Consider the following 19777-nt stretch of genomic DNA (forward strand, 5'->3'; position numbering starts at 1 on the left):
AACCAATTTTTACACTATTTATCAATAATAAAGACTGTAGTTACTACAGATCAAACCAATAATTTACCATGAAAAACAAAGGATTTATTGTTTTCCTAACGATACTGATCTCATTGCTCTGTATCTATTATCTATCATTTACATATGTTTCCCAAAACATTCAAAAAGAGGCAACATCTGTTACCGCATATGAAGATGGAAGCATAAATGTTTCCGAAAAACAGCGTTATCTGGATTCCATTTGGAATGAGCCTGTTTACAACCTTTTTGGGATAGACTATACCTACAAAGAGGTGAAAGAAACTGAGCTTAATCTTGGACTAGACCTTCAGGGTGGTATGCACGTGACTCTTGAAGTATCTCCTATTGATATCATCAAGGGCTTAAGCGGAAATAGCACAGATTCTGACTTCCTTGCGGCCCTGGACCAGGCAAAGCAGAATGTAAAAGGCACCCAGCTAAACTTTGTGGACGAATTCTACAGTGAGTTTAAGGAAAGAGCGCCTGGTAAAGAATTGGCTCAAATTTTTGCAACAGCAGCTAACAGAGGAAGAATCAGTCTCCAAAGTACAGATGCTGAAATTCTGGATATTATTGACACGGAAGTTGAGAGTGCTATCGATCGTTCTTTCAATATCCTGAGAACAAGAATTGACCGTTTCGGTACTTCACAACCAAACATTCAGCGATTGCAAGGAACGGGAAGAATCCAGATTGAGCTGCCCGGAGTGGATAACCCTCAGCGAGTAAGAAAACTCCTTCAAGGTGTTGCCAAACTTGAATTCTGGGAGGTATACCAGCAACAGGAAGTAGCTCAGGTTCTTACTTCCATAAACTCACTGATCGTGCAGGAGATGAAGAACAATCCCTCATCTGCACCTGTATCAGAGGAAGATCAAAAAATCAAAGATGACATAACAGCACTTTTAGGTGGTGGTGATGAGGCCGACTCACTTGCCACTGCGGAGGGTGATTCCACAGAAAATGATGCATTAGACTCTTTGATCAATACCAGACAATCTCCATTATTTGACCTGCTGGTAAATGCCCCTCAATTCGGAGGCTTGATTTACAATGTTAAAGATACTGCTCAGGTCAATCGTATTCTTGAGCGAGAGGATGTTCAAGCAATCATTCCTGCAACCATGAAATTCTTGTGGGATGTACAGCCAAAAGACAAAGGAGAAGATTTGACTGGACCAGATTTGCTTGAGCTTTACCCTATAAAAACCAATAGAAATGGTAAGGCTTCACTTACCGGAGAAACCATTTCTAATGCGACGGCTTCACTAAATGAGCGTGCTGAGCCAGAAGTGAGTATGCAAATGAATGCTGGCGGTTCCAGAACCTGGGCAAAAATGACCCGCGAAAACATCGGTCAGCGAATTGCTATTGTGCTGGATAACTATGTATTCTCTGCACCCTATGTACGAGGAGAAATCCCTAACGGAAGTTCATCTATTTCCGGAGGATTCCAAACGATTGAAGAAGCAAAAGATCTTGCAAACATCCTGAAAGCGGGTTCACTTCCTGCACCAACAACCATTGTAGAAGATGTGGTAGTAGGTCCTACCTTAGGAAAGGTGGCGCAGAATCAGGGTCTGAATTCCATCATGGTTGGCTTGATCATCGTGATCATCTTTATGGTTGTGTACTATGCAAAAGGAGGTCTTATTGCTAACCTGGCACTCTTCTTCAATGTATTCTTTATCATGGGAATACTTGCCCAGTTTGGCACATCATTGACATTACCAGGTATTGCAGGTATAGTTCTTACTATTGGTATGGCCATCGATGCGAACGTGCTGATCTTTGAAAGAATTAAAGAAGAACTACGAAATGGTGCTGGCTTGAAAGCAGCCATCTCTTCCGGATATTCAAAAGCATACTGGTCCATTTTTGATGCAAATGTTACCACGCTAATTGTAGGCTTTATTCTATTTACGTTAGGCCAAGGGCCAGTGAAAGGATTTGCGATCACCTTAATGATCGGTATCGTTTGCTCATTTTTCAGTGCCGTGTTTATCACACGTGTGGTCGTAGAAGCATTCTCTAAAAAGGGAGATAATGCTAAAATTTCTTTCGCGAATGCTTTCTCAAGAAATGCATTGTCTAATCTGAATATTAACTTCTTAGGTAAGCGTAAACTCGCTTATACTTTCAGTAGTATTTTTATTGCCATTGGTATTGTCGCTATGATTGTGAAAGGAATCACACTTGGAGTGGACTTTAAGGGAGGACGATCTTATGTGATCACCTTTGATGAGCCTAAAAGTCCAACGGAGATTAAAACATCCCTGGGCAACTACTTTGAGAATGCAGGTACAGAAGTGAAAACTTTCGGTGCAAACAATATTCTTAAAATCACGACATCTTACAAAATCGATGATGAGAGTGATGAGGCTGATTTGCAGGTAAGAGAGGAGCTAATCAATGGGTTGGCTGAAACAACTGGACTTACCTACATTGAAGATGGTGCACAGCTAGCAGAAGGTAATTTCACTATTTCCAGCTCATCCAAAGTGAGCCCAACAATTGCTGATGACATTAAGAATTCATCGTATAAGTCAGGAATTATTGCGCTGATCTGTATTTTTATCTACATCGTATTCCGATTCAGAAAGTGGCAGTTTGGACTGGGGGCGATCATCGCATTATTCCACGATACACTATTCGTGCTCTCTGCATTTGCTATTGCTAACCTTGCTGGAATATCATTTGAAGCTGACCAGGTATTTGTTGCCGCAGTATTGACAATCATCGGTTATTCGATCAACGATACAGTGGTTGTATTCGACCGAATCAGGGAGAATATGGGTATCAAATCCGGATCTGAGTTAATTCCTGTTTTCAATGAATCCTTGAATAACACGGTAAGTAGAACATTTATTACTTCCATCACCACATTGATTGTGGTAATTGTTCTATTCTTGTTCGGGGGAGCTGTATTGCAAGGATTCTCATTCGCATTACTTGTGGGAATCATTGTGGGTACGTACTCATCCATTTTCATTGCTACACCAGTAGTGATTGATCTTAACAAGAAAGAGGCAAAAAGCTAAGGCCCTTTGACATATAAATTTAAAGCCCTTGTTTGCACACCAGGCAGATGAGGGCTTTTTTGTGCCCAATTAGTATTTTAGTTAAATTCAGGCTACCAAATCACTAAAAAACGAATGGGTAAATATCCAGTATACGCCATTGTCGCTCTTGTTTTCATTGGAGTAATCAAACTACTTCAGATTACAGCTTTCGATGCTGAGCGATACACTAAAAATAAAAAGGCAAGCTTCTCAAAAGATATCTTCAAGCCTGCTAAAAATGATACAACATACACATCATCGCAAGTAGCTGAGGAAACCACTCCACCTGTTTTGGGCCGGACAGAAGCTGATTCGCTGAAGAGCGAGGATTTCGAGACCCCAGAAAAAGCAGATGAGTCTGCAAAACAAGAAGCTTTTGAGCCAAGTGACAATTTCGATACCCAACCTTCAGAGTCTGAGAGTAACGTTGCAAACGAACCCACCACCGCACGATCATATAGCGGCTTAGATGAATTGAAAAATATTTACCTGGCGCCTAAAATTGCTAATCTACCTCCTGGTCAGCTACGTGAAGATGTAGTGATCAGGTATTACCGTCACGATCAGGACGGTGATAAAGTTTATTCCCTTAAAGAATTGGGGTACTACATCCACGAAAAAGAAGCAACAGAAACAGAAGGACTCGGAAGCAATGTGATGTATTATGGAGCGAATGTAACAGTAGAAGACATTCAAATTGTAGCCTACATGCTCCTTTCCAATGGATTGCCTCTCAAATCTATCGAGCCATCCAGCTATAGCTGGAAAGCCAATGCGATCGAAATAGGGACTGACCCTGATATTCTGGATGATGGCAACCTTACCGAATCCGATGTAAGGAATTTTAGCAAATAATTACCCCTTTCTGGGTATTGCTTGTAAAAGGGTTATTAGCGAATTTTAAAAAAAGAATTTGCTATGACCTCTCACTACATTTCCTGGTGGAATCTTGAAAACCTATTTGATGTAAAAGATGCCCCCACTACCCGAAGGCCCGATGATCTGGCCAGAAAGATTAAGGCTGATTTAAAAAACTGGACGATGGATGTATTATCCAAAAAGATCGAAAAGCTGGCATGGGTGATCTCACAGATGAATGCAAGCACCGGACCCGATATTATGGGAGTATGTGAGGTAGAAAACACTCATGTGCTGCAGCTTCTTCTGGATGCCCTGGACACCAGTCGTAATTATGGATTGATCCATCATGACATGGGTGACAAACGTGGCATTGATGTGGCCTTCATCTACGACAAGGATAAATTCGACTTCAATACCGATGAGTTTTTCCACCATACCGTGGTAAAAAGATATCCAACCCGGGAAATTGTCCAGGCGACTGTAGTGAACAAAAGTTCCGGTAACGAAATCATCCTTATCGGAAACCACTGGCCCTCCAGATCTGCCGGGCAATATGAATCTGAACCTTACCGAATTATCACAGGTGAAACATTGAGTTACTTCATTGAGCGTATTCAGGAAATAAAAGGAGATGACGCAGCAATTGTTGTGATGGGTGACTTTAATGATGATCCATATAATCGCTCGCTGACAGACTATGCGCTCAGTGTGATGGACAGGGATAAAGTGGTCTATGGAAGAAATCCATATCTGTATAATATGATGTGGCCATTACTGGGCCAGCGAAAAGCCAGCTACGTTTACGGTGGTGTGCCAATGATGATCGATCAATTCATGGTATCAAAAGGAATTGCCAAAAAATCGGGCAAGTTTAGCCTTGACGAGAAGAAAGTAAAACTCGAAATCTTTGATGGAATGGTCTCAGGAAGGTATGACACACCTGTGAGGTTTGGTCAGGAGAAGCCAGACTTTGATGGGTTTAGCGACCACCTCCCTATTTCATTTGTGCTTGACGAAAAATGATCTAGTATGCGATTTCAAAATCGGGGAATTTACTAAGAGGTATTTCTTCCACAGTTATTCTTTCCACCATTGCTGCAGATGGTCCAATGGAGCACCATTGCTTGAACTCATTCACTTGATCTACCTTTCCTTCAGCCTCGATAAGCACTGAACCATCCAGCTCATTCTTAACCCAACCCTTGATTCCCAGGGCATCAGCTCTTTCTTTCGTAGAGACTCTGAAAAAAACTCCTTGTACCCTGCCAGTCACTTTGATGCGAATCGCGATCATATAGACTCTTTTGCGAGTGTTTCATGCAAATCTCCCATTTTCATAAGCGCTGCGCTTCCATACCATGGATGTAGTTCCATTTCCAGTCGACCTGCCTGAATAGCAGGATCTGTTTTTGTGAGTTCCTCTGCTTCTTCAATTGTCTCTACGGCAAAGATGTAAATTCCTTTGACCTCCCAATCATCAAAGAAAGGACCAGCCATCACCAGCTTACCCTCCTCTGCCAAACGTGTAATATTATCTAGATGTGCTCTTTGCAACTGGGCTGCTTCTAAAGAATCCTGATCTCTGTTAGGTCCGGTTTTTAAAAGTGCCATTACATATTTGCGCATACCATAAGCATCCGCCCCTGTTTCTTTAGCCAACAGAGAGTCATACCCATTTACATCAACGACGGATTCACTGCCTGTCTCAGTTGGATTTTCACAAGCGATTAGGATAGTGACAGCAAGTAATAAAGTGAAGATATTTTTCATAGGAGATTAGAGTTTTCTCCTAAGATCAGAAAATCAGCCCTCTTCTGCAACCACTTCTTTCACTTCTGGTACCATTCGTTTCAGCAGGTTTTCTATGCCATTCTTCAACGTTATGGTGGAAGAAGGACACCCACTGCACGAACCCTGAAGTGTAACTGTGACGATTCCATCTTTGTATGATGCAAGTTTTATCGCTCCACCATCCATTTCTACAGCCGGCTTGATGTATTCTTCCAACACACCTTTGATTTTAGCTTCTGCATCGTCTCCGGTGAGCTCTTCATCAATGTTATCTTGTATCGCCTCGGTCAGGATTTCCTTTCCTTCCATTAGAAAATCTTTGATGAATTGCTGAACCCTGGCTTTCACCTCGAACCATTCAATTTCCTCTTTCTTGGTAATGGTGATGAAGTTACTCATGTAAAATACCCCCGTTACAAAATCAAACTCTTCAAAAAGTGCCTCAGCCAATGGGGCCTCCTTTGTGCTCTCCTTAGAAGGAAAATCCCTACTAACACCCTCAGGCATCAACATAAAGTTCACCACGAACTTTAATGAATTGGGGTTGGGGTTTGATTCTGTGTATATATTCACCACTCTGGGTTCCTCAGTCATCTGCATAGCTTTTGCGTTTACCGTTACAATCGCAAAGTTCGTAGAAAAGTTCGAAAGAAGCTGAGGGGTGAACGTTATATAGTTACCATACTTATATAATCCTATTTTATCACCCTAAATCACAAAAGTCATGGTAACTAAAAAAATTCAAGCATCTATCGTAGCAACAATCATCATGTTGACTCTCGGTCTCTCCGTATATGTTTCTTATTTAATGCTCGCCTAGATCCCTAGGATTAAGCTCATTTTCAGAACCAGCTACCAGGGTAGCGACTGTGGCATCTCCAGTAACATTCACTACCGTGCGACACATATCCAGAATTCGGTCTACCGGAAAGATGATCGCTATCCATGCGGGATTCAAACCAACCGATTGCAATACAATGATCATCATTACCAATCCAGCGCTTGGCACGGCTGCAGCTCCAATAGAAGCCAAAGTTGCGGTCAATACAATGGTCAGCTGCTGACCGAGATCTAGGTCTACCATATGCAACTGTGCCATAAATACCACAGCGACAGACTGCAGCAAGCTTGTCCCATCCATATTCACGGTTGCACCGATAGGAAGTACGAAACTGGAAACATTTCTGGAAACACCCAGATTATCCTCGACGCATTCCATGGTTACTGGAAGGGTAGCTGCGCTTGAGCTAGTGGAAAAGGCCATCAACTGAGCAGGGCTTATCCTTCTGAAAAACTCTTTGTAAGACATCTTCTTTACGAAAAGCACTACAATGACCGGATAAAAGACGAATATCATAAAGGCCAATCCGAAGAAAAGCGTCAATGTGTAGGATCCAAGTCCTTTGAAAATCTCAAGCACTTCAGCGGGGGTATTAGCCATTTTTGCAATCACGCCTGCTAATAGGGCAAAAACAAAATATGGTGCGGCTTTCATCACCACCTCCACCATTTTCAAAAACACATCATTTACGCTATTGATAAAATCAATGACTGGCTGTGCTTTTTCTCTTGGAATCATCGCGATGGAAATGCCGAAGAAAATAGCAAAAAAGATAACCTGAAGCATGAGGCGATTATTTGAAATCGCGAACACCAGATTTTCAGGGACTATATCGACTAAAAACTGAAGCGGCGGTGCTTCTTTACTTGATTCAGCACTGCTTTTTACCTCTTCTACTTTTTCACTCAAATCCTGCGGCTGCCCGGATACTTCTTCCACATAGTCTGCATACTTCGGATTGGTTAAAAAATCTTTTCGGTCCTTCATTTCCACTCCCTCTGACTCTGCCCATAATTCATATGAAATACGATTCTTTATTCGCTGCTCATCATCCAGGTGGGTACCCGGCTTTACTGTGTTTACCAAGAGCAGTCCTAAGCCCACAGCTATAACTGTAGTCAGAAGATAAAAGCCCATGGTTTTAGCTCCCATCCGACCCAGCTTTGATATATCACTTAATCCACTGATGCCGCTGATAATGGAAAATAATACCAGTGGTACAGCAATGAACTTCAACAAACGAATGAAAATGGTGCCGAAGGGATCGATCCAGTTAATTGTAAACGCATTCCACCCCAGTGCACTGGAGACAAATGCATACACTACGCCAGCCACCAGGCCAATAATGATTTTTACATGAAGAGGTAGGTTTTTCATATATATGGGTTCGCTGTTGAACTATTATTTTCTCTAGACTTAGCCTCGCAATTTATTGGTTTGTGCCAATAAACAGAAATCGGCCATCACCAGAGCAGACAGTGCCTCTACAATGGGAACTGCTCTCGGTACTACACATGGATCATGTCGTCCCTTTCCTTTGGCAGTGGCATCATTCCCTTCCTTATCCACAGAATCCTGATCTTGCATGATAGTAGCAACCGGCTTGAATGCCACGTTGAAGTATATGTCTTCTCCGTTAGTAATCCCTCCCTGAATACCTCCTGAATGATTTGTTTTCGTTTGGATTTTACCGGCCTTGTTTTCAATAATGTCGTTATGTTCAGAGCCTCGCATTTTCACACCCTCAAAGCCACTTCCAAACTCAAATCCTTTAACAGCATTAATCGAAAGCATGGCATGACCCAGGGCAGCATTCAATTTATCAAAAAGTGGCTCACCCAGTCCTGCAGGAACATTGGATATGATCCCTGTCACCACTCCGCCAATAGTGTCCCGATCCTTTCGCACCGAGTCAATCAGCTCAAACATTTGCTTTGCCATACGATCATCCGGACATCTGACGTCATTGTCGTCTGTTTTTGATAAATCTAAATCCTGATGGCTTTTTTCCAGTTTCAAATCTCCCACCTGGGATACATATGCCTGACAATTAATACCTAGCTGACGCAAAACCAGCTTTGCTATTGCACCAGCTGCCACCCAGCCTGCAGTGATGCGAGCAGAGCTTCTACCACCTCCCCGATAGTCCCTGATTCCATATTTTTCCTGGTAGGTAAAATCTGCATGAGAGGGTCTGTAGATATCTTTGATATGATCGTAATCCTTACTTTTCTGATCCTGATTTTTAATCAGTATCGTGATGGGTGCTCCGGTGGATTTTCCTTCAAAAACACCTGAAAAAAACTCAAACCCATCTGCTTCTTTACGCTGAGTGGTGATTCGTGATTGACCAGGTTTTCTTCGGTCCAGCTCAGATTGGATATAATTCACATCCAGGTCAATCCCCGCTGGGCAGCCATCAATGACTACACCCACACCTGCACCGTGCGACTCACCAAATGAAGTGATCTTAAAAATATTTCCGAGTGTATTTCCCATGCAATTATGCTGTCTTTTTGAACAGCAGATAGGCAGTAAAGCCCAAGATAATCGCGATAAAGATATTAACTATGATGGTAACCCAACTATTACCGTCGATGGACGAGAGTGTATTGTCTGCATTTGCAATCTCGTCATAAAAATCACCCAGATCATTGGAGGCAATGGATAGATTTTTTCTGCTCTCTCCGGTCACACGAATCGAATAATCCGATGAAAGGGTATCATACGAATCTGTACTTGGGTTAAAGAACACCCATGAAAAATAATCTGAAAGGGTATAATCACCAGGTTCATTGGGGATCGCATAGAAATCATAACTTTTTACCCCTCTTACCTTACCACCCGCACGATTGACTCGCTGAGTTACATTAGGAGCGTAGAAATCAAATGCATCATTTTCTGGTAGCAATGGAGCTTCTATTGAACTGATGTTCCCTTCGCCCACAATATCAAATTGGTAGTTAAAACTTTGACCTGTTGCCAGCTCTTTTGTACTAATATTTTCTTCCATGGTGTAATTGCCGACAGCTACCTGTTCCTTTAGTGGATGAGGTGGCAAATCAACTACATTCACTGTTTTAGGTTTGGAGTAAAACGTTTCATAATCTTCCTGCCTGTTTCTTCCAAAGAAAGAGGGATTCTTAGCTACTTTGTACTTGATCATTTTAAGGCCAATGGATGGAAACTCGATATCTTGCAATGTCAAGGGATAATAGGCTGTCTGGTAAATCTTGTATCGTGTATAGTTTCTGCTATTAATCGTTACAGGCTCTCCAGAGATTTGATCGATGCTGAAATTCTCCTCCCAGCAATTAGGTGGTTTGACGGTCTTCACGATTTCGGTAATCTGATTTGCCAGGTCAAAAAATCGCATTTCTGCCCTGTTTGCCTCAGCTACATAAAATGCCAATGTTGCTGTAAAACCCTCTCCCACATAAACCTCATCCTTATCCACCGTTAATGCTACAAAGGCATCTGCCTCTATGTCCACAAATTCTTCAGGTGCAGATCTGTTTCCAAAAATCTCTTCAAAAGGGTCTCTGTTAAACGGACTCTGACGTGCTTGTCTTTGTACAGCATCTCCGACTATAATCTGCGTGCCCTCCGACTTCACCTCTTTGCCATTGATGGTCATGAAAAACGGCTCAAGTAGGTAGGTCCCCTTTTCAGTGGCCTGATAATTTTGAGTAAGTGCCTGAGTGGAGGACATTCTTCCGTTTACATAATTGGTAGTGGTAGAAGATGAGGTGCCTCTTTTTATAAAACCTTCAATGTCCGGAAAGTCACTGTATTGTTTTAGCCTGTCATTCTCAACCTGAATGGTAATTGTGAAATACTGGTTGATCCCTATCTCATTATTGCTTATCTTAATGGATACATCTTGAGAAAAAAGATTAGTGGCAAATACTAAGATCATTGCACAACCAATCAAGAACTTGTTCGTTAATCTCATGTGTATTGTTGTTCAAAACGATATGCAAAAGTTCTCTGATGATTGAGAACTCAACTGCTGATTTATTTACTCAAACTAAATGTTAAAGTTAAACATTCATCAAACCCAAAACGCCAAATTTACGGCAGGGGTTTGATCATTAACAATTATTCACATGTTAGAGTACTTTAAAACTATTTTATCGAAAGTTAGCTTTGATAAGCGGCTATTTGAGAAGGAACTAAAGAAGGCCATTAAAGCATTAGTTCCGGAAGAGGTAGTGATGCTCAAAGACTGGTGCTATCGCAAATTTGGCAGGCAATATCAACCGATACTAGCAGCCTGCTTCTCATAAAAAAAGCCCCTCGATGATTCTATCGAGGGGCTTTTCTTTTTTGGTAAAATATTATTTTTTGCCTCTAAAGCGCTTGAGAATATCTTCCATGTGCTTACCGGCAGCCTCACGTCCTCCCAGACCATAAGAAAGTGCCACAGCCACTGCAATGGCACCTAGTGTCAGACCAAAGGCTAGCTCCACAATGCTATTAGCAATCCCCATGGTTCGCAATGCAATAGCCAAAAACAAACCAATAATCGCTACCCTGGCGATTCCAGCTACAAATGTGTTCTCCCCTGAGTTGTTCATTGACCTGTAAATGATGGACCCTAAGAAATTACCCATAACAAGTATGATCAACCCAAATAGCACATTGCCGGAAAGGTTCAGAATGGTGTGGAGTACCTCTGCTAAACGATCAAGACCAAGCATTTCCACTCCGGAGATTACTCCGAAAAACACCATAAAAAAGAAGATAATATTGGCGACAATCGCTGAGAGCTTTTGTTCTCCGAGAACTGATTTTAACTGCAACCTTTCAATCAGATTATCCAAGCCTACATTCGCCAAAAGGTCTTTCACGAAAGAAGTGATGAACCTTCCCCCAACTACAAAAATGGAAATAATTAAGATCGCTCCAATGATATTCGGAACAGAGTCCAGCATTTCGTGAAGCACATTATTAGCCGGCGTAGTAATCGCATCCAGCTCTAGTGCGTTTAATCCCTGAATGATGAATGGGATCAGTACGATAATAAAAATTACTTGCTGAATGAAATAAACCAGCTTGTCTGTCTCTTTAAATCCGATTTTGTTAGCCAGCCTATCGATGACACTACCTGCCATTTTCACAATGTTCGAAAGGAACTTCGCAACAATGTACCCAACAAAGAAGGTGATGATACTCACAATGATTTTTGGAATGAACTCAATAAAGCCATGGTACATTCCCTTGATTGGATCCAGAATGTAGCTCACACCAAGTATTTCGAGCACCACCAACAAGATGATGAACATCAGGATGTAGTATACGAAGTTGGCAATGAATTTATTGGTGTCTACAATGGTATTCCCCAATAGGCGCTCATCCCATTCTGTTTTCTTCATGAGGCCATGAACAATCCTTCTTACAAGCAAGGCCAGCAGCCAGCCAACAATGAAGACAATAACGGCACCAAGTACACCCGGCAAAGAATCATTGACGGAGTTGACGAGGTTTTCTAAATATTCGGGCATATTCATAGGTTAGATAGGTTTTGTCAAAAAATAATCTTCTCTTAATCCAAATATAAGGATTTTAGTAACCCATCTAACCTAAAAGATGAGCTAGTCAACTACTCGGCCATCCTCTAACTGAATGATGCGGGAACCGTATTCTGCAAACTTTTCGTTGTGAGTCACCTGAATAATGGTCATTCCTTCGTCATGAAGCTGCTTTAGAATGCCCATTACTTCTTCACCTTGAGATGAATGCAGATTTCCTGTTGGTTCATCCGCCAGAAGTAGTTTTGGCTTGCCAATGATCGCTCGCACAACCCCAACGAGCTGTTGCTGCCCGCCTGATAACTGCTCTGGAAACAAATCTTTTTTTGCCACCATGTTGAAACGATCCAACATCTCAGCGATCATGCTTGCACGTTCTTTGCCTTTGATTCCTCTGTAAATAAGGGGAGTCTCAATGTTTTCGTAGACCGTTAGTTCATCGATCAGGTGATAGGCTTGGAAAATGAACCCAATGTGTTCCTTGTGAATCCTTGAAATTCGCTTCTCACGCAGTTTGTGAACGGGTTCATCCATGAAGTAATATTCGCCTTCGGATGGCTTGTCCAGCATGCCCACAATATTCAATAGGGTAGATTTCCCGGAACCGGATGGCCCCATTATACTCACAAATTCACCTTCATTAATCTCCAGATCAATACCTTTCAGAATGAATGTCCGCTGATATTTGGACTCAATGAATTTGCTAACGTCTTGTAGTTTTATCATTTGCTTGAATTTTTGACCAGCTAAACCTAACGAAATCCGATGAATTTGGATGCCTATCCACGATTATAGCCGGGTGTAATTTCATCCAAATTAACCATCAAACCTAAAAGTAATTCGTCATCATATTAGAGCATTACAATAATTCGTTTGCCAGGTTGGCTAGTTCCGATCTTTCTCCCTTCTCAAGTGTGATATGCGCAAACATCGGGTGATCCTTGATTCGATCGATCAGGTATGAAAGACCATTTGATTGAGAATCAAGATACGGAGTATCAATCTGATATATGTCCCCGGTAAAAATAATCTTCGTATTCTCACCCGCCCTTGTAATGATTGTCTTTATTTCATGGGGGGTCAGATTTTGCGCCTCATCCACTATAAAGAAAATATTGGACAGGCTCCTCCCACGTATGTAAGCTAAAGGTGTGATCATCAGCTTTTCCTGATTCACCATGTCGGTAATACGGGTAAACTCTTTGTCGTTTTCCTTGAACTGGTGTTGGATGTACTTTAGGTTGTCCCAAAGCGGCTCCATGTATGGATTCAGCTTTGATTTAATGTCACCAGGCAGATAGCCAATGTCTTTATTGCTCAAAGGAACAATCGGTCGTGCCAGGTATATCTGTTTGAAATTTCTTCTTTGCTCAAGTGCCGATGCTAATGCTAAAAGTGTTTTACCTGTACCTGCCACACCATTGATGCTCACCAATTTAATCTCCGGATTTAGCATGGCGTGCATGGCAAATGTCTGCTCTGCATTCTTTGGCTTAATGCCATAGACGGTCTGCTTGTCTACTTTCTCAATCGTATCATCGACCGGGTTGTAGTAACCCAATACGGAGTTTTTCTCACTCTTTAGTATGAAATAATTATTGGCAGGAAATTTCTTACGCTTCAGTGCCTTCTTCCTGTCAATCACATTGTTTTTAAAGAGCTCATCGATGTGCTCAGAGTTGATGTCATCCAGTTCTGTCTTACCTGTTGTGAGTGTATTGACGTTCTTGATTTTTCCTGTCTCATAATCCTCGGCCGGGAGTTCTAAAGATTTTGCCTTCAAACGCAAATTGATGTCTTTAGAAACGAGCGTCACCCTCCGCTTTGGCTCCTGCTCTTTAATGGTAAGAGCAGCATTCAAAATCCGATGATCATTCTTGCCGTCATTAAAGACTTCTGTAGCATCCAAGGTGCTGTCCGAGTCCATGATGACTTTGAAGCAACCTTTAGTTTTACCATTCAAAGGAATCCAGTCTTGGAGGCTATGATCCCTCGCCAGGCGATCCAACAAACGAATGAACTCACGAGCCTCGAAATTCTTTGTGTCATTTCCTTTTTTAAACTGATCAAGCTCCTCCAAAACCGTGATGGGAATGCCCACATCATGCTCTGCGAAGTTTAGAATGGAATCGTGTGAATAAAGAATTACTGAAGTGTCTAATACAAATATTTTCTTCTGCTTGGTGCTTTTAGCCATGCGTCGGTGGGTTTATCATTGCTCCGAAAAGGATCATCTGTAATATTGGAGTTTCGCCGGAAAAAAAGAAGTGAAACGAAAGGAATTTGACGAAAATTTATTCCGCAGGCATGAAGATGTCTCCTCCATTCTTTGGCTCTATTTTTAAAGCACCGGATAAAGCCAGATGGATTAACTTATTAGAAGCAAGCTTCTTATTGAGACCACTTAATTGAGTGTATTCTGCAAGCGTGATTCCGGAATGATTTTCAAAATATTTGAATAGTTGTCGCGTCCTTTCTTCAAACTCTATTGGCTGATGTGCTCGCTTACTCCTTTTCAGAATCTGTCTCACCTCATAGCTGGCCTGAATCGACTGATCATCTGAGCGAACAAAGGCCTTTCCATAACGATGCTTTTTCTCCAGGAAAGCAAAATGAGGTTTGTGCACACTCTCTGGAATGTGGTAATGAAGAATTTCAACATCTTCCCTGACTTGCAAAACTTCCACTGAAAACAGAATGGCTGGACGACACAGCTCGTTGATCGCCTTTGTTAAAACGTATTCTTCGTCTTCTGGATATTTTAGACCGGCCAAAGTGCCATTATCATCCACACCAATATAAAGGTGGCCACCGGCACTATTGGCAAACGCTACCACCTCGCGAATAATTTTCTCAGGATGATTGGCCTTCCTTTTGAATTCTACAAACTGCCCTTCTCCTCCACGAATTAATTTAAGTGCTTCTTTGACTTGCTCATTCATCGTCCCCCATCTCAGGCATGTTGAACATGCTGGTGAATAAATCTTTGAACTGCATCCCCTGTTCCAGTTGATGCTTGCTGAGCATGCTGTACTCTGCTAATCCAAATAACGCAAATTCCATCAAAAAGTACTTAAATCCTTCGTGAGAAGTTTTCTGATATTTGTCTACCAGTTTCTCCAAACCCGGAATGTTCTTCAGTTCTTTCTGGTATTCTTTTTCTCTCGCGTTGAAAATCAGATCAACCATATTCCCTTTTTCAAACCATTCTTTGATAGGCTCATAGGGGTTGCCTTTCTCTTTCTTTCTTTCTTTTTCAGGATCCGGAAAATAATGGATGAACTGGGAACGGATGGCTTTCCCTACCAGGTTATTAGCAACGATACCCGGCCCTTCCTGCTCGCCTTCATAAACCAACTCCACCTTACCTGTTATTGCAGGGGTTACTCCAATGAAATCTGTGACCCGAACACTTGTTTTTTCCTCACCACTCGTCAGCATGCGGCGCTCACAGGCACTTACCAGATTCTCATAAGCTGAGATGGTTAAACGTGCAGAAACCCCACTCTTCGCATCCACATACTCACTATCCCTGGCTTCCATGGCAATTTGCTCGATCAGGTCTTTTGCCAGATCATAGACCTCTATAGTTGCTTCCTGATCACCAGACAGCATGGCCTCTTGATGCGTGATCTTCTTGCCAATATCTATGGATGAAGGATAGTGTGTAATGATTTGGCTATCAATTCGGTCTTTCAGTGGAGTAACGATCGAACCCCTGTTTGTATAATCTTCAGGATTAGCGGTAAATACAAACTGAATATCCAATGGCATTCGAAGTTTAAAGCCCCTAATCTGAATATCCCCCTCCTGGAGAATATTAAAAAGTGCTACCTGAATTCTCGCCTGAAGGTCCGGCAGCTCGTTGATCACAAAAATACCTCGATGGGATCGTGGTACCAACCCGAAATGGATCACCCGTTCATCAGAGTAGGGTAGCTTCAGGCTAGCTGCTTTTATCGGATCTACATCACCAATCAAATCCGCAATGGTCACATCCGGTGTAGCCAGCTTTTCTGTATAACGTTCATCTCGATGCATCCATCCAACCGGAGTTTTATCACCGAACTCCACGACTTTATCTCTGGCAAATTTTGAAATTGGGTTTAAAGGGTCATCATTCAGAGGAGCACCGTCTACTATCGGGATGTACTTATCCAGCAGCCCTGTCATCATTCGTGCCATGCGTGTTTTCGCCTGTCCTCTGAGTCCAAGAAAGTTAATGTTATGGCGAGAAAGAATTGCTCGCTCCACATCCGGGATCACCGTATCTTCATAGCCCCAGATTCCCTCAAAAACATCTTTTTTCTCTTTTTTAGCTTTGATCAGGTTCGCGCGTAATTCCTCTTTGATCGATATTGGCTCATATCCTGAATCTTTCAATTCTCCTAAAGTGGTAATCTTCAACTTCTGATCCGTAGATAAGTCTTTATAGTTCATTAATGGTATTAATTAAATGGTGGTAAGGCCTAAAGGTTTTTTCTTCTATTCCTTCTATAGTCCTCGAAAATAAGATTGCCCAGCCCTTGCAAACTACTATAATATGCATTTCCGTTATTTGCTTCGGTAAACTCCCTGACAAACTCTTGCAAGTATGGATCTGAGGCAATCATAAAGGTAGTGATAGGTATATGGATCCGACGACACTGTGCCGCCAGATTCATGGTTTTATTCAAAATCTTCGGGTCAAGCCCAAAGCTATTTTTGTAGTACTTAATTCCTTCTTTCAAACAGGTTGGCTTTCCATCAGTAATCATGAAAATCTGCTTATTCTTATTTTTTCTCCTCCTCAAAAGATCCATGGCCAGCTCCAACCCAGCAACTGTATTGGTATGATATGGCCCTACATTTAAGTATGGCAGGTCTTTCACTTCGATCTGCCAGGCATCATTCCCAAACACAATCACATCGAGTGTATCCTTTGGATATTTTCTCTTGATCAATTCTGCCAACGCCATGGCCACTTTCTTTGCCGGAGTGATGCGATCTTCTCCATACAAAATCATGGAGTGGCTGATGTCAATCATCAGCACAGTGGATGTCTGTGTTTTGTACTCTCGTTCACGAATCTCCAGGTCATTTTCCGTGAGCGTCAAATCATTTAACCCGTGGTTGATTTGCGCGTTTCGCAAACTTTCCGTCATTTCTATTTGCTCCAGAGAGTCTCCAAACTGAAACTCGCGGTAATCTGAGGTGATCTCATCTCCAATTCCTGTGTGATCTGTCCGATGATTTCCTTTCCCTGATTTTTTCAGTTTTCCAAAGATTTCCTCCAGCGCACTTTTTCGAATTTCCTGCTCGCTCTTGGCTGTGATTCTGAATTCCCCTTTCTCGTTGCGATCATCGATGTATCCTTTATTCCTCAAGTCATCTATAAAATTGCCAATACCGTACTCAGCATTTGAGATACCATGCTCACGGTCCAGATTGGTAAGCCAGCTTAGTGCTTCATTTACATCGCCTGAGGTAATTACAAGAAGCTGTAAAAAAATATTGAGCAAATTGTCAAACGTATTTTGCTCAGGATTTTTCTCAGGAATGAATTCAGTAAATCGATATCCGATCATAGCATTAACTTAACTAAAATCCCCTAAGAATGATTTCATCAGATGATGAAATGAGAATTTTTTACGTTAAATTAACGTTATATAATCACCTTGATATGCCAGGCAGAAGACCCATATTCGCTTCATTAGTGTCCAATTTGTTTTGGGGAACGAGGGACTTTCTTTTCAAAGCCACCCTGGAGCCTGCCTCTCCTGAAAAGCGCAAAGCCAAGGCTGCTAAAAAAGCTGCCAAGAAAGCGAAAAAGGAGAAGTAATTACTTTTTTGGCATGGTTCTGAATACCAAATCCCAAAATGGTGAGGACACACCAAAAGCATTTCCCGGATCTTTGTAGTGATGGATGCCGTGATGCACCCATAATACCTTCCAGAAATTCTTTGGAGGTTGAAATGCATGCACCATGTAGTGAACCCATAGATATGCAGCATAACCCATCAGGAAGCCAGGTAAAAAACCGAAGACATTAATGCCCATAAAAAGTTTGAATAAAAAGAAGAATCCAGTAGACAATGCTAGACTTAAGGGAATAGGCATGGCCAATCTGTCTTTATCCTTTGGATAATCATGATGAACACCATGTACAGTATATGCAAATTTTTCTCTTTTCTCAGTCGTTGGAGTCAAATGAAAAACAAATCGGTGCATTAGATATTCTACCAAAGTGAAGGACATAAAGCCTCCAATAAATAAAAGCACTGCGCTAATACTTGTCAGATATGATTCCTGAAATCCGTAGATCACCAGGCCGGTAGAAATAATCGAAAACACTACCAAAGGGATTGCGATGTGCGTTCTTGTTAGCCTTTCAAGAAATTTATTCTTAAAAAGTGCTTTCGTTCCTTTTGTGTGTGGTTTATTCTTTAATTCCATTGCTTCGTTTTCTTCATGGCAAAATTAGGGAAAAGAAACCCTAATTTTTCACAAACTCTCTGATAAAGACTTTTTATGTTTCTCTAAAACGGCGTGATAATACGCCTCGTATTTTGGTAGGATATTTTTGATATCAAATTCCTTGGCCCGGTTCAGAGCTCCTCGCTTGAAAGAATCCAGATTTTTATTGTCTAAAATATGAATGGCACGCTTGACCATCGTATCAATATCACCAACCTCACAAACGTAACCCGACTCTCCCTCCTTATTCAACTCAGGTAGTCCTCCTGCATTAGAAGAGATCACTGGTACCTCACACGCCATGGCTTCCAATGCAGCCAAGCCAAAGCTTTCTTTCTCTGAAGTCATAAGGAAAAGATCACTGACTGAAAGCACTTCCTCCACAGCTTCCAGCTTGCCAAGGAACCGGATATCCTCTGAACAAATTTCCCTGGCTGTATCCTCCATCTTCTTCCGTTCCGGCCCATCACCGATAAGAAGTAATTTGGATGGAACCACTTTTCTAAGCTCGCAAAATACCTTCAGCACATCATCCACCCTTTTCACTTTTCTAAAATTGGAGGTGTGAACCACCAACTTCTCCCCATTTGGACAAATCGCCTTTTTGAAGTGATCCTTTGGTTGTTTTTTGAATCGCTCCAAATCAATGAAGTTTGGGATTACCTCTATAGGAACCGAAATATCAAAGTGCTCTAAGGTATCATTTTTCAAATCTTCCGACACAGCTGTCACTCCATCTGATTCGTTAATTGAAAAGGTCACCACTGGCTCATTGGTGGCATCTTTTCCTACGATTGTAATATCAGTTCCGTGAAGGGTAGTGATGAAAGGAATTTCATATCCTTTTGTTTTGAGTATTTGCTGCGCCATGTAGGCTGCAGAGGCGTGAGGCACAGCATAGTGCACATGAAGTAAATCCAATTTCTCATTCAAAACCACGTCCACCATTTTACTGGCCAAAGCGAGCTCATATGGTGCGTATTGGAAAAGCGGGTAAGACTTCACACTTACCTCATGATAGTATAAGTTGGGATTGAAAAAGTCTAATCGGGTAGGCTGAGAATAGGTAATGAAGTGAATTTCATGACCTTCTTTGGCTAACGCTTTGCCCAGTTCTGTGGCCACAACTCCACTACCACCATACGTGGGATAACATACTATTCCTACCTTCATTTTTTCGTTAGGCTTTTTCTTCAAGGGATTTAAACCG

19 protein-coding genes are annotated in these 19777 nt (G+C 41.8%); 5 read left to right on the top strand and 14 right to left on the bottom strand.

Annotation, left to right across the window (positions count from 1 at the left end):
• Positions 1-68: 68 nt before the first annotated feature.
• From secDF to ACP14Y_RS07650, 3 genes are all read left to right on the top strand, one after another.
• The gene (gene secDF / locus ACP14Y_RS07640; RefSeq protein WP_424962365.1) at positions 69-3062 is read left to right on the top strand and encodes a protein translocase subunit SecDF; all 2994 of its coding nucleotides are present in this window, start codon (positions 69-71) and stop codon (positions 3060-3062) included.
• A 114-nt stretch (positions 3063-3176) separates the two neighbouring features.
• A complete protein-coding gene (locus ACP14Y_RS07645; protein WP_424962366.1) occupies positions 3177-3938 on the top strand; it encodes a hypothetical protein in 762 nt (253 codons plus the stop codon).
• Positions 3939-4001: 63 nt separating this feature from the next.
• Positions 4002-4967: an endonuclease/exonuclease/phosphatase family protein gene (locus ACP14Y_RS07650; RefSeq protein WP_424962367.1), complete on the top strand. Its 966-nt coding sequence runs from the start codon at positions 4002-4004 to the stop codon at positions 4965-4967.
• Position 4968: 1 nt separating this feature from the next.
• On the opposite strand, the gene ACP14Y_RS07655 is transcribed toward ACP14Y_RS07650, so the two are convergent.
• From ACP14Y_RS07655 to ACP14Y_RS07680, 6 genes are all read right to left on the bottom strand, one after another.
• Positions 4969-5238 (bottom strand): acylphosphatase, encoded by a 270-nt coding sequence (locus ACP14Y_RS07655; RefSeq protein WP_424962368.1) that lies wholly within the window; start codon positions 5236-5238, stop codon positions 4969-4971.
• The gene (locus ACP14Y_RS07660) at positions 5235-5714 is read right to left on the bottom strand and encodes a YciI family protein (RefSeq protein WP_424962369.1); all 480 of its coding nucleotides are present in this window, start codon (positions 5712-5714) and stop codon (positions 5235-5237) included. The genes ACP14Y_RS07655 and ACP14Y_RS07660 overlap by 4 nt, the downstream gene beginning before the upstream one ends.
• 33 nt (positions 5715-5747) lie before the next feature.
• Positions 5748-6335: a NifU family protein gene (locus ACP14Y_RS07665; RefSeq protein WP_424962370.1), complete on the bottom strand. Its 588-nt coding sequence runs from the start codon at positions 6333-6335 to the stop codon at positions 5748-5750.
• A 205-nt stretch (positions 6336-6540) separates the two neighbouring features.
• The gene (locus ACP14Y_RS07670; protein WP_424962371.1) at positions 6541-7953 is read right to left on the bottom strand and encodes a dicarboxylate/amino acid:cation symporter; all 1413 of its coding nucleotides are present in this window, start codon (positions 7951-7953) and stop codon (positions 6541-6543) included.
• 39 nt (positions 7954-7992) lie between these two features.
• Positions 7993-9075 carry a chorismate synthase gene (aroC, locus tag ACP14Y_RS07675; RefSeq protein ID WP_424962372.1) on the bottom strand — a complete coding sequence of 361 codons (1083 nt, stop codon included), beginning with the start codon at positions 9073-9075 and terminating at the stop codon, positions 7993-7995.
• 4 nt (positions 9076-9079) lie between these two features.
• Positions 9080-10531, bottom strand: coding sequence for a BatD family protein (locus tag ACP14Y_RS07680; protein ID WP_424962373.1), 1452 nt, complete (start codon positions 10529-10531; stop codon positions 9080-9082).
• A 154-nt stretch (positions 10532-10685) separates the two neighbouring features.
• Between ACP14Y_RS07680 and ACP14Y_RS07685 the strand changes: the two genes are divergently transcribed.
• Entirely contained in the window at positions 10686-10865 is a 180-nt protein-coding gene (locus tag ACP14Y_RS07685; RefSeq protein WP_424962374.1) for a hypothetical protein, read from the top strand.
• A gap of 51 nt (positions 10866-10916) precedes the next feature.
• Here ACP14Y_RS07685 and ACP14Y_RS07690 read toward each other — a convergent pair whose 3' ends face one another.
• From ACP14Y_RS07690 to ACP14Y_RS07715, 6 genes are all read right to left on the bottom strand, one after another.
• The gene (locus ACP14Y_RS07690) at positions 10917-12083 is read right to left on the bottom strand and encodes a mechanosensitive ion channel (protein WP_424962375.1); all 1167 of its coding nucleotides are present in this window, start codon (positions 12081-12083) and stop codon (positions 10917-10919) included.
• Positions 12084-12173: 90 nt separating this feature from the next.
• Positions 12174-12836 (bottom strand): ABC transporter ATP-binding protein, encoded by a 663-nt coding sequence (locus ACP14Y_RS07695; RefSeq protein WP_350205355.1) that lies wholly within the window; start codon positions 12834-12836, stop codon positions 12174-12176.
• 133 nt (positions 12837-12969) lie between these two features.
• Complete coding sequence (locus tag ACP14Y_RS07700; protein ID WP_424962376.1) at positions 12970-14307, bottom strand: PhoH family protein; 1338 nt, start codon at positions 14305-14307, stop codon at positions 12970-12972.
• 97 nt (positions 14308-14404) lie between these two features.
• Entirely contained in the window at positions 14405-15052 is a 648-nt protein-coding gene (locus ACP14Y_RS07705) for a helix-turn-helix domain-containing protein (RefSeq protein ID WP_424962377.1), read from the bottom strand.
• Entirely contained in the window at positions 15045-16550 is a 1506-nt protein-coding gene (locus ACP14Y_RS07710) for a magnesium chelatase (RefSeq protein WP_424962378.1), read from the bottom strand. Before ACP14Y_RS07710 ends, ACP14Y_RS07705 begins: the two co-directional genes overlap by 8 nt.
• A gap of 29 nt (positions 16551-16579) precedes the next feature.
• Positions 16580-17677 carry a vWA domain-containing protein gene (locus tag ACP14Y_RS07715; protein WP_424962379.1) on the bottom strand — a complete coding sequence of 366 codons (1098 nt, stop codon included), beginning with the start codon at positions 17675-17677 and terminating at the stop codon, positions 16580-16582.
• A gap of 29 nt (positions 17678-17706) precedes the next feature.
• Between ACP14Y_RS07715 and ACP14Y_RS07720 the strand changes: the two genes are divergently transcribed.
• A complete protein-coding gene (locus tag ACP14Y_RS07720; RefSeq protein WP_424962380.1) occupies positions 17707-17931 on the top strand; it encodes a hypothetical protein in 225 nt (74 codons plus the stop codon).
• On the opposite strand, the gene ACP14Y_RS07725 is transcribed toward ACP14Y_RS07720, so the two are convergent.
• Positions 17932-18546, bottom strand: coding sequence for a sterol desaturase family protein (locus tag ACP14Y_RS07725; protein WP_424962381.1), 615 nt, complete (start codon positions 18544-18546; stop codon positions 17932-17934).
• A 48-nt stretch (positions 18547-18594) separates the two neighbouring features.
• Positions 18595-19740, bottom strand: a complete 1146-nt coding sequence (gene bshA, locus ACP14Y_RS07730; protein ID WP_424962382.1) for an N-acetyl-alpha-D-glucosaminyl L-malate synthase BshA — start codon at positions 19738-19740, stop codon at positions 18595-18597.
• Positions 19741-19777 lie beyond the last annotated feature (37 nt).

Origin of the sequence: Ekhidna sp. (assembly GCF_965247405.1) — a bacterium.
Classification (GTDB): domain Bacteria; phylum Bacteroidota; class Bacteroidia; order Cytophagales; family Cyclobacteriaceae; genus Ekhidna.

Excerpts from the sequence above, each read along its gene's own strand:
- secDF (WP_424962365.1), top strand. The coding sequence starts at position 69 with ATGAAAAACAAAGGATTTATTGTTTTCCTAACGATACTGATCTCATTG.
- ACP14Y_RS07645 (WP_424962366.1), top strand. The coding sequence starts at position 3,177 with ATGGGTAAATATCCAGTATACGCCATTGTCGCTCTTGTTTTCATTGGA.
- ACP14Y_RS07650 (WP_424962367.1), top strand. The coding sequence starts at position 4,002 with ATGACCTCTCACTACATTTCCTGGTGGAATCTTGAAAACCTATTTGAT.
- ACP14Y_RS07655 (WP_424962368.1), bottom strand. The coding sequence starts at position 5,238 with ATGATCGCGATTCGCATCAAAGTGACTGGCAGGGTACAAGGAGTTTTT.
- ACP14Y_RS07660 (WP_424962369.1), bottom strand. The coding sequence starts at position 5,714 with ATGAAAAATATCTTCACTTTATTACTTGCTGTCACTATCCTAATCGCT.
- ACP14Y_RS07665 (WP_424962370.1), bottom strand. The coding sequence starts at position 6,335 with ATGCAGATGACTGAGGAACCCAGAGTGGTGAATATATACACAGAATCA.
- ACP14Y_RS07670 (WP_424962371.1), bottom strand. The coding sequence starts at position 7,953 with ATGAAAAACCTACCTCTTCATGTAAAAATCATTATTGGCCTGGTGGCT.
- aroC (WP_424962372.1), bottom strand. The coding sequence starts at position 9,075 with ATGGGAAATACACTCGGAAATATTTTTAAGATCACTTCATTTGGTGAG.
- ACP14Y_RS07680 (WP_424962373.1), bottom strand. The coding sequence starts at position 10,531 with ATGAGATTAACGAACAAGTTCTTGATTGGTTGTGCAATGATCTTAGTA.
- ACP14Y_RS07685 (WP_424962374.1), top strand. The coding sequence starts at position 10,686 with ATGTTAGAGTACTTTAAAACTATTTTATCGAAAGTTAGCTTTGATAAG.
- ACP14Y_RS07690 (WP_424962375.1), bottom strand. The coding sequence starts at position 12,083 with ATGCCCGAATATTTAGAAAACCTCGTCAACTCCGTCAATGATTCTTTG.
- ACP14Y_RS07695 (WP_350205355.1), bottom strand. The coding sequence starts at position 12,836 with ATGATAAAACTACAAGACGTTAGCAAATTCATTGAGTCCAAATATCAG.
- ACP14Y_RS07700 (WP_424962376.1), bottom strand. The coding sequence starts at position 14,307 with ATGGCTAAAAGCACCAAGCAGAAGAAAATATTTGTATTAGACACTTCA.
- ACP14Y_RS07705 (WP_424962377.1), bottom strand. The coding sequence starts at position 15,052 with ATGAATGAGCAAGTCAAAGAAGCACTTAAATTAATTCGTGGAGGAGAA.
- ACP14Y_RS07710 (WP_424962378.1), bottom strand. The coding sequence starts at position 16,550 with ATGAACTATAAAGACTTATCTACGGATCAGAAGTTGAAGATTACCACT.
- ACP14Y_RS07715 (WP_424962379.1), bottom strand. The coding sequence starts at position 17,677 with ATGATCGGATATCGATTTACTGAATTCATTCCTGAGAAAAATCCTGAG.
- ACP14Y_RS07720 (WP_424962380.1), top strand. The coding sequence starts at position 17,707 with ATGATTTCATCAGATGATGAAATGAGAATTTTTTACGTTAAATTAACG.
- ACP14Y_RS07725 (WP_424962381.1), bottom strand. The coding sequence starts at position 18,546 with ATGGAATTAAAGAATAAACCACACACAAAAGGAACGAAAGCACTTTTT.
- bshA (WP_424962382.1), bottom strand. The coding sequence starts at position 19,740 with ATGAAGGTAGGAATAGTATGTTATCCCACGTATGGTGGTAGTGGAGTT.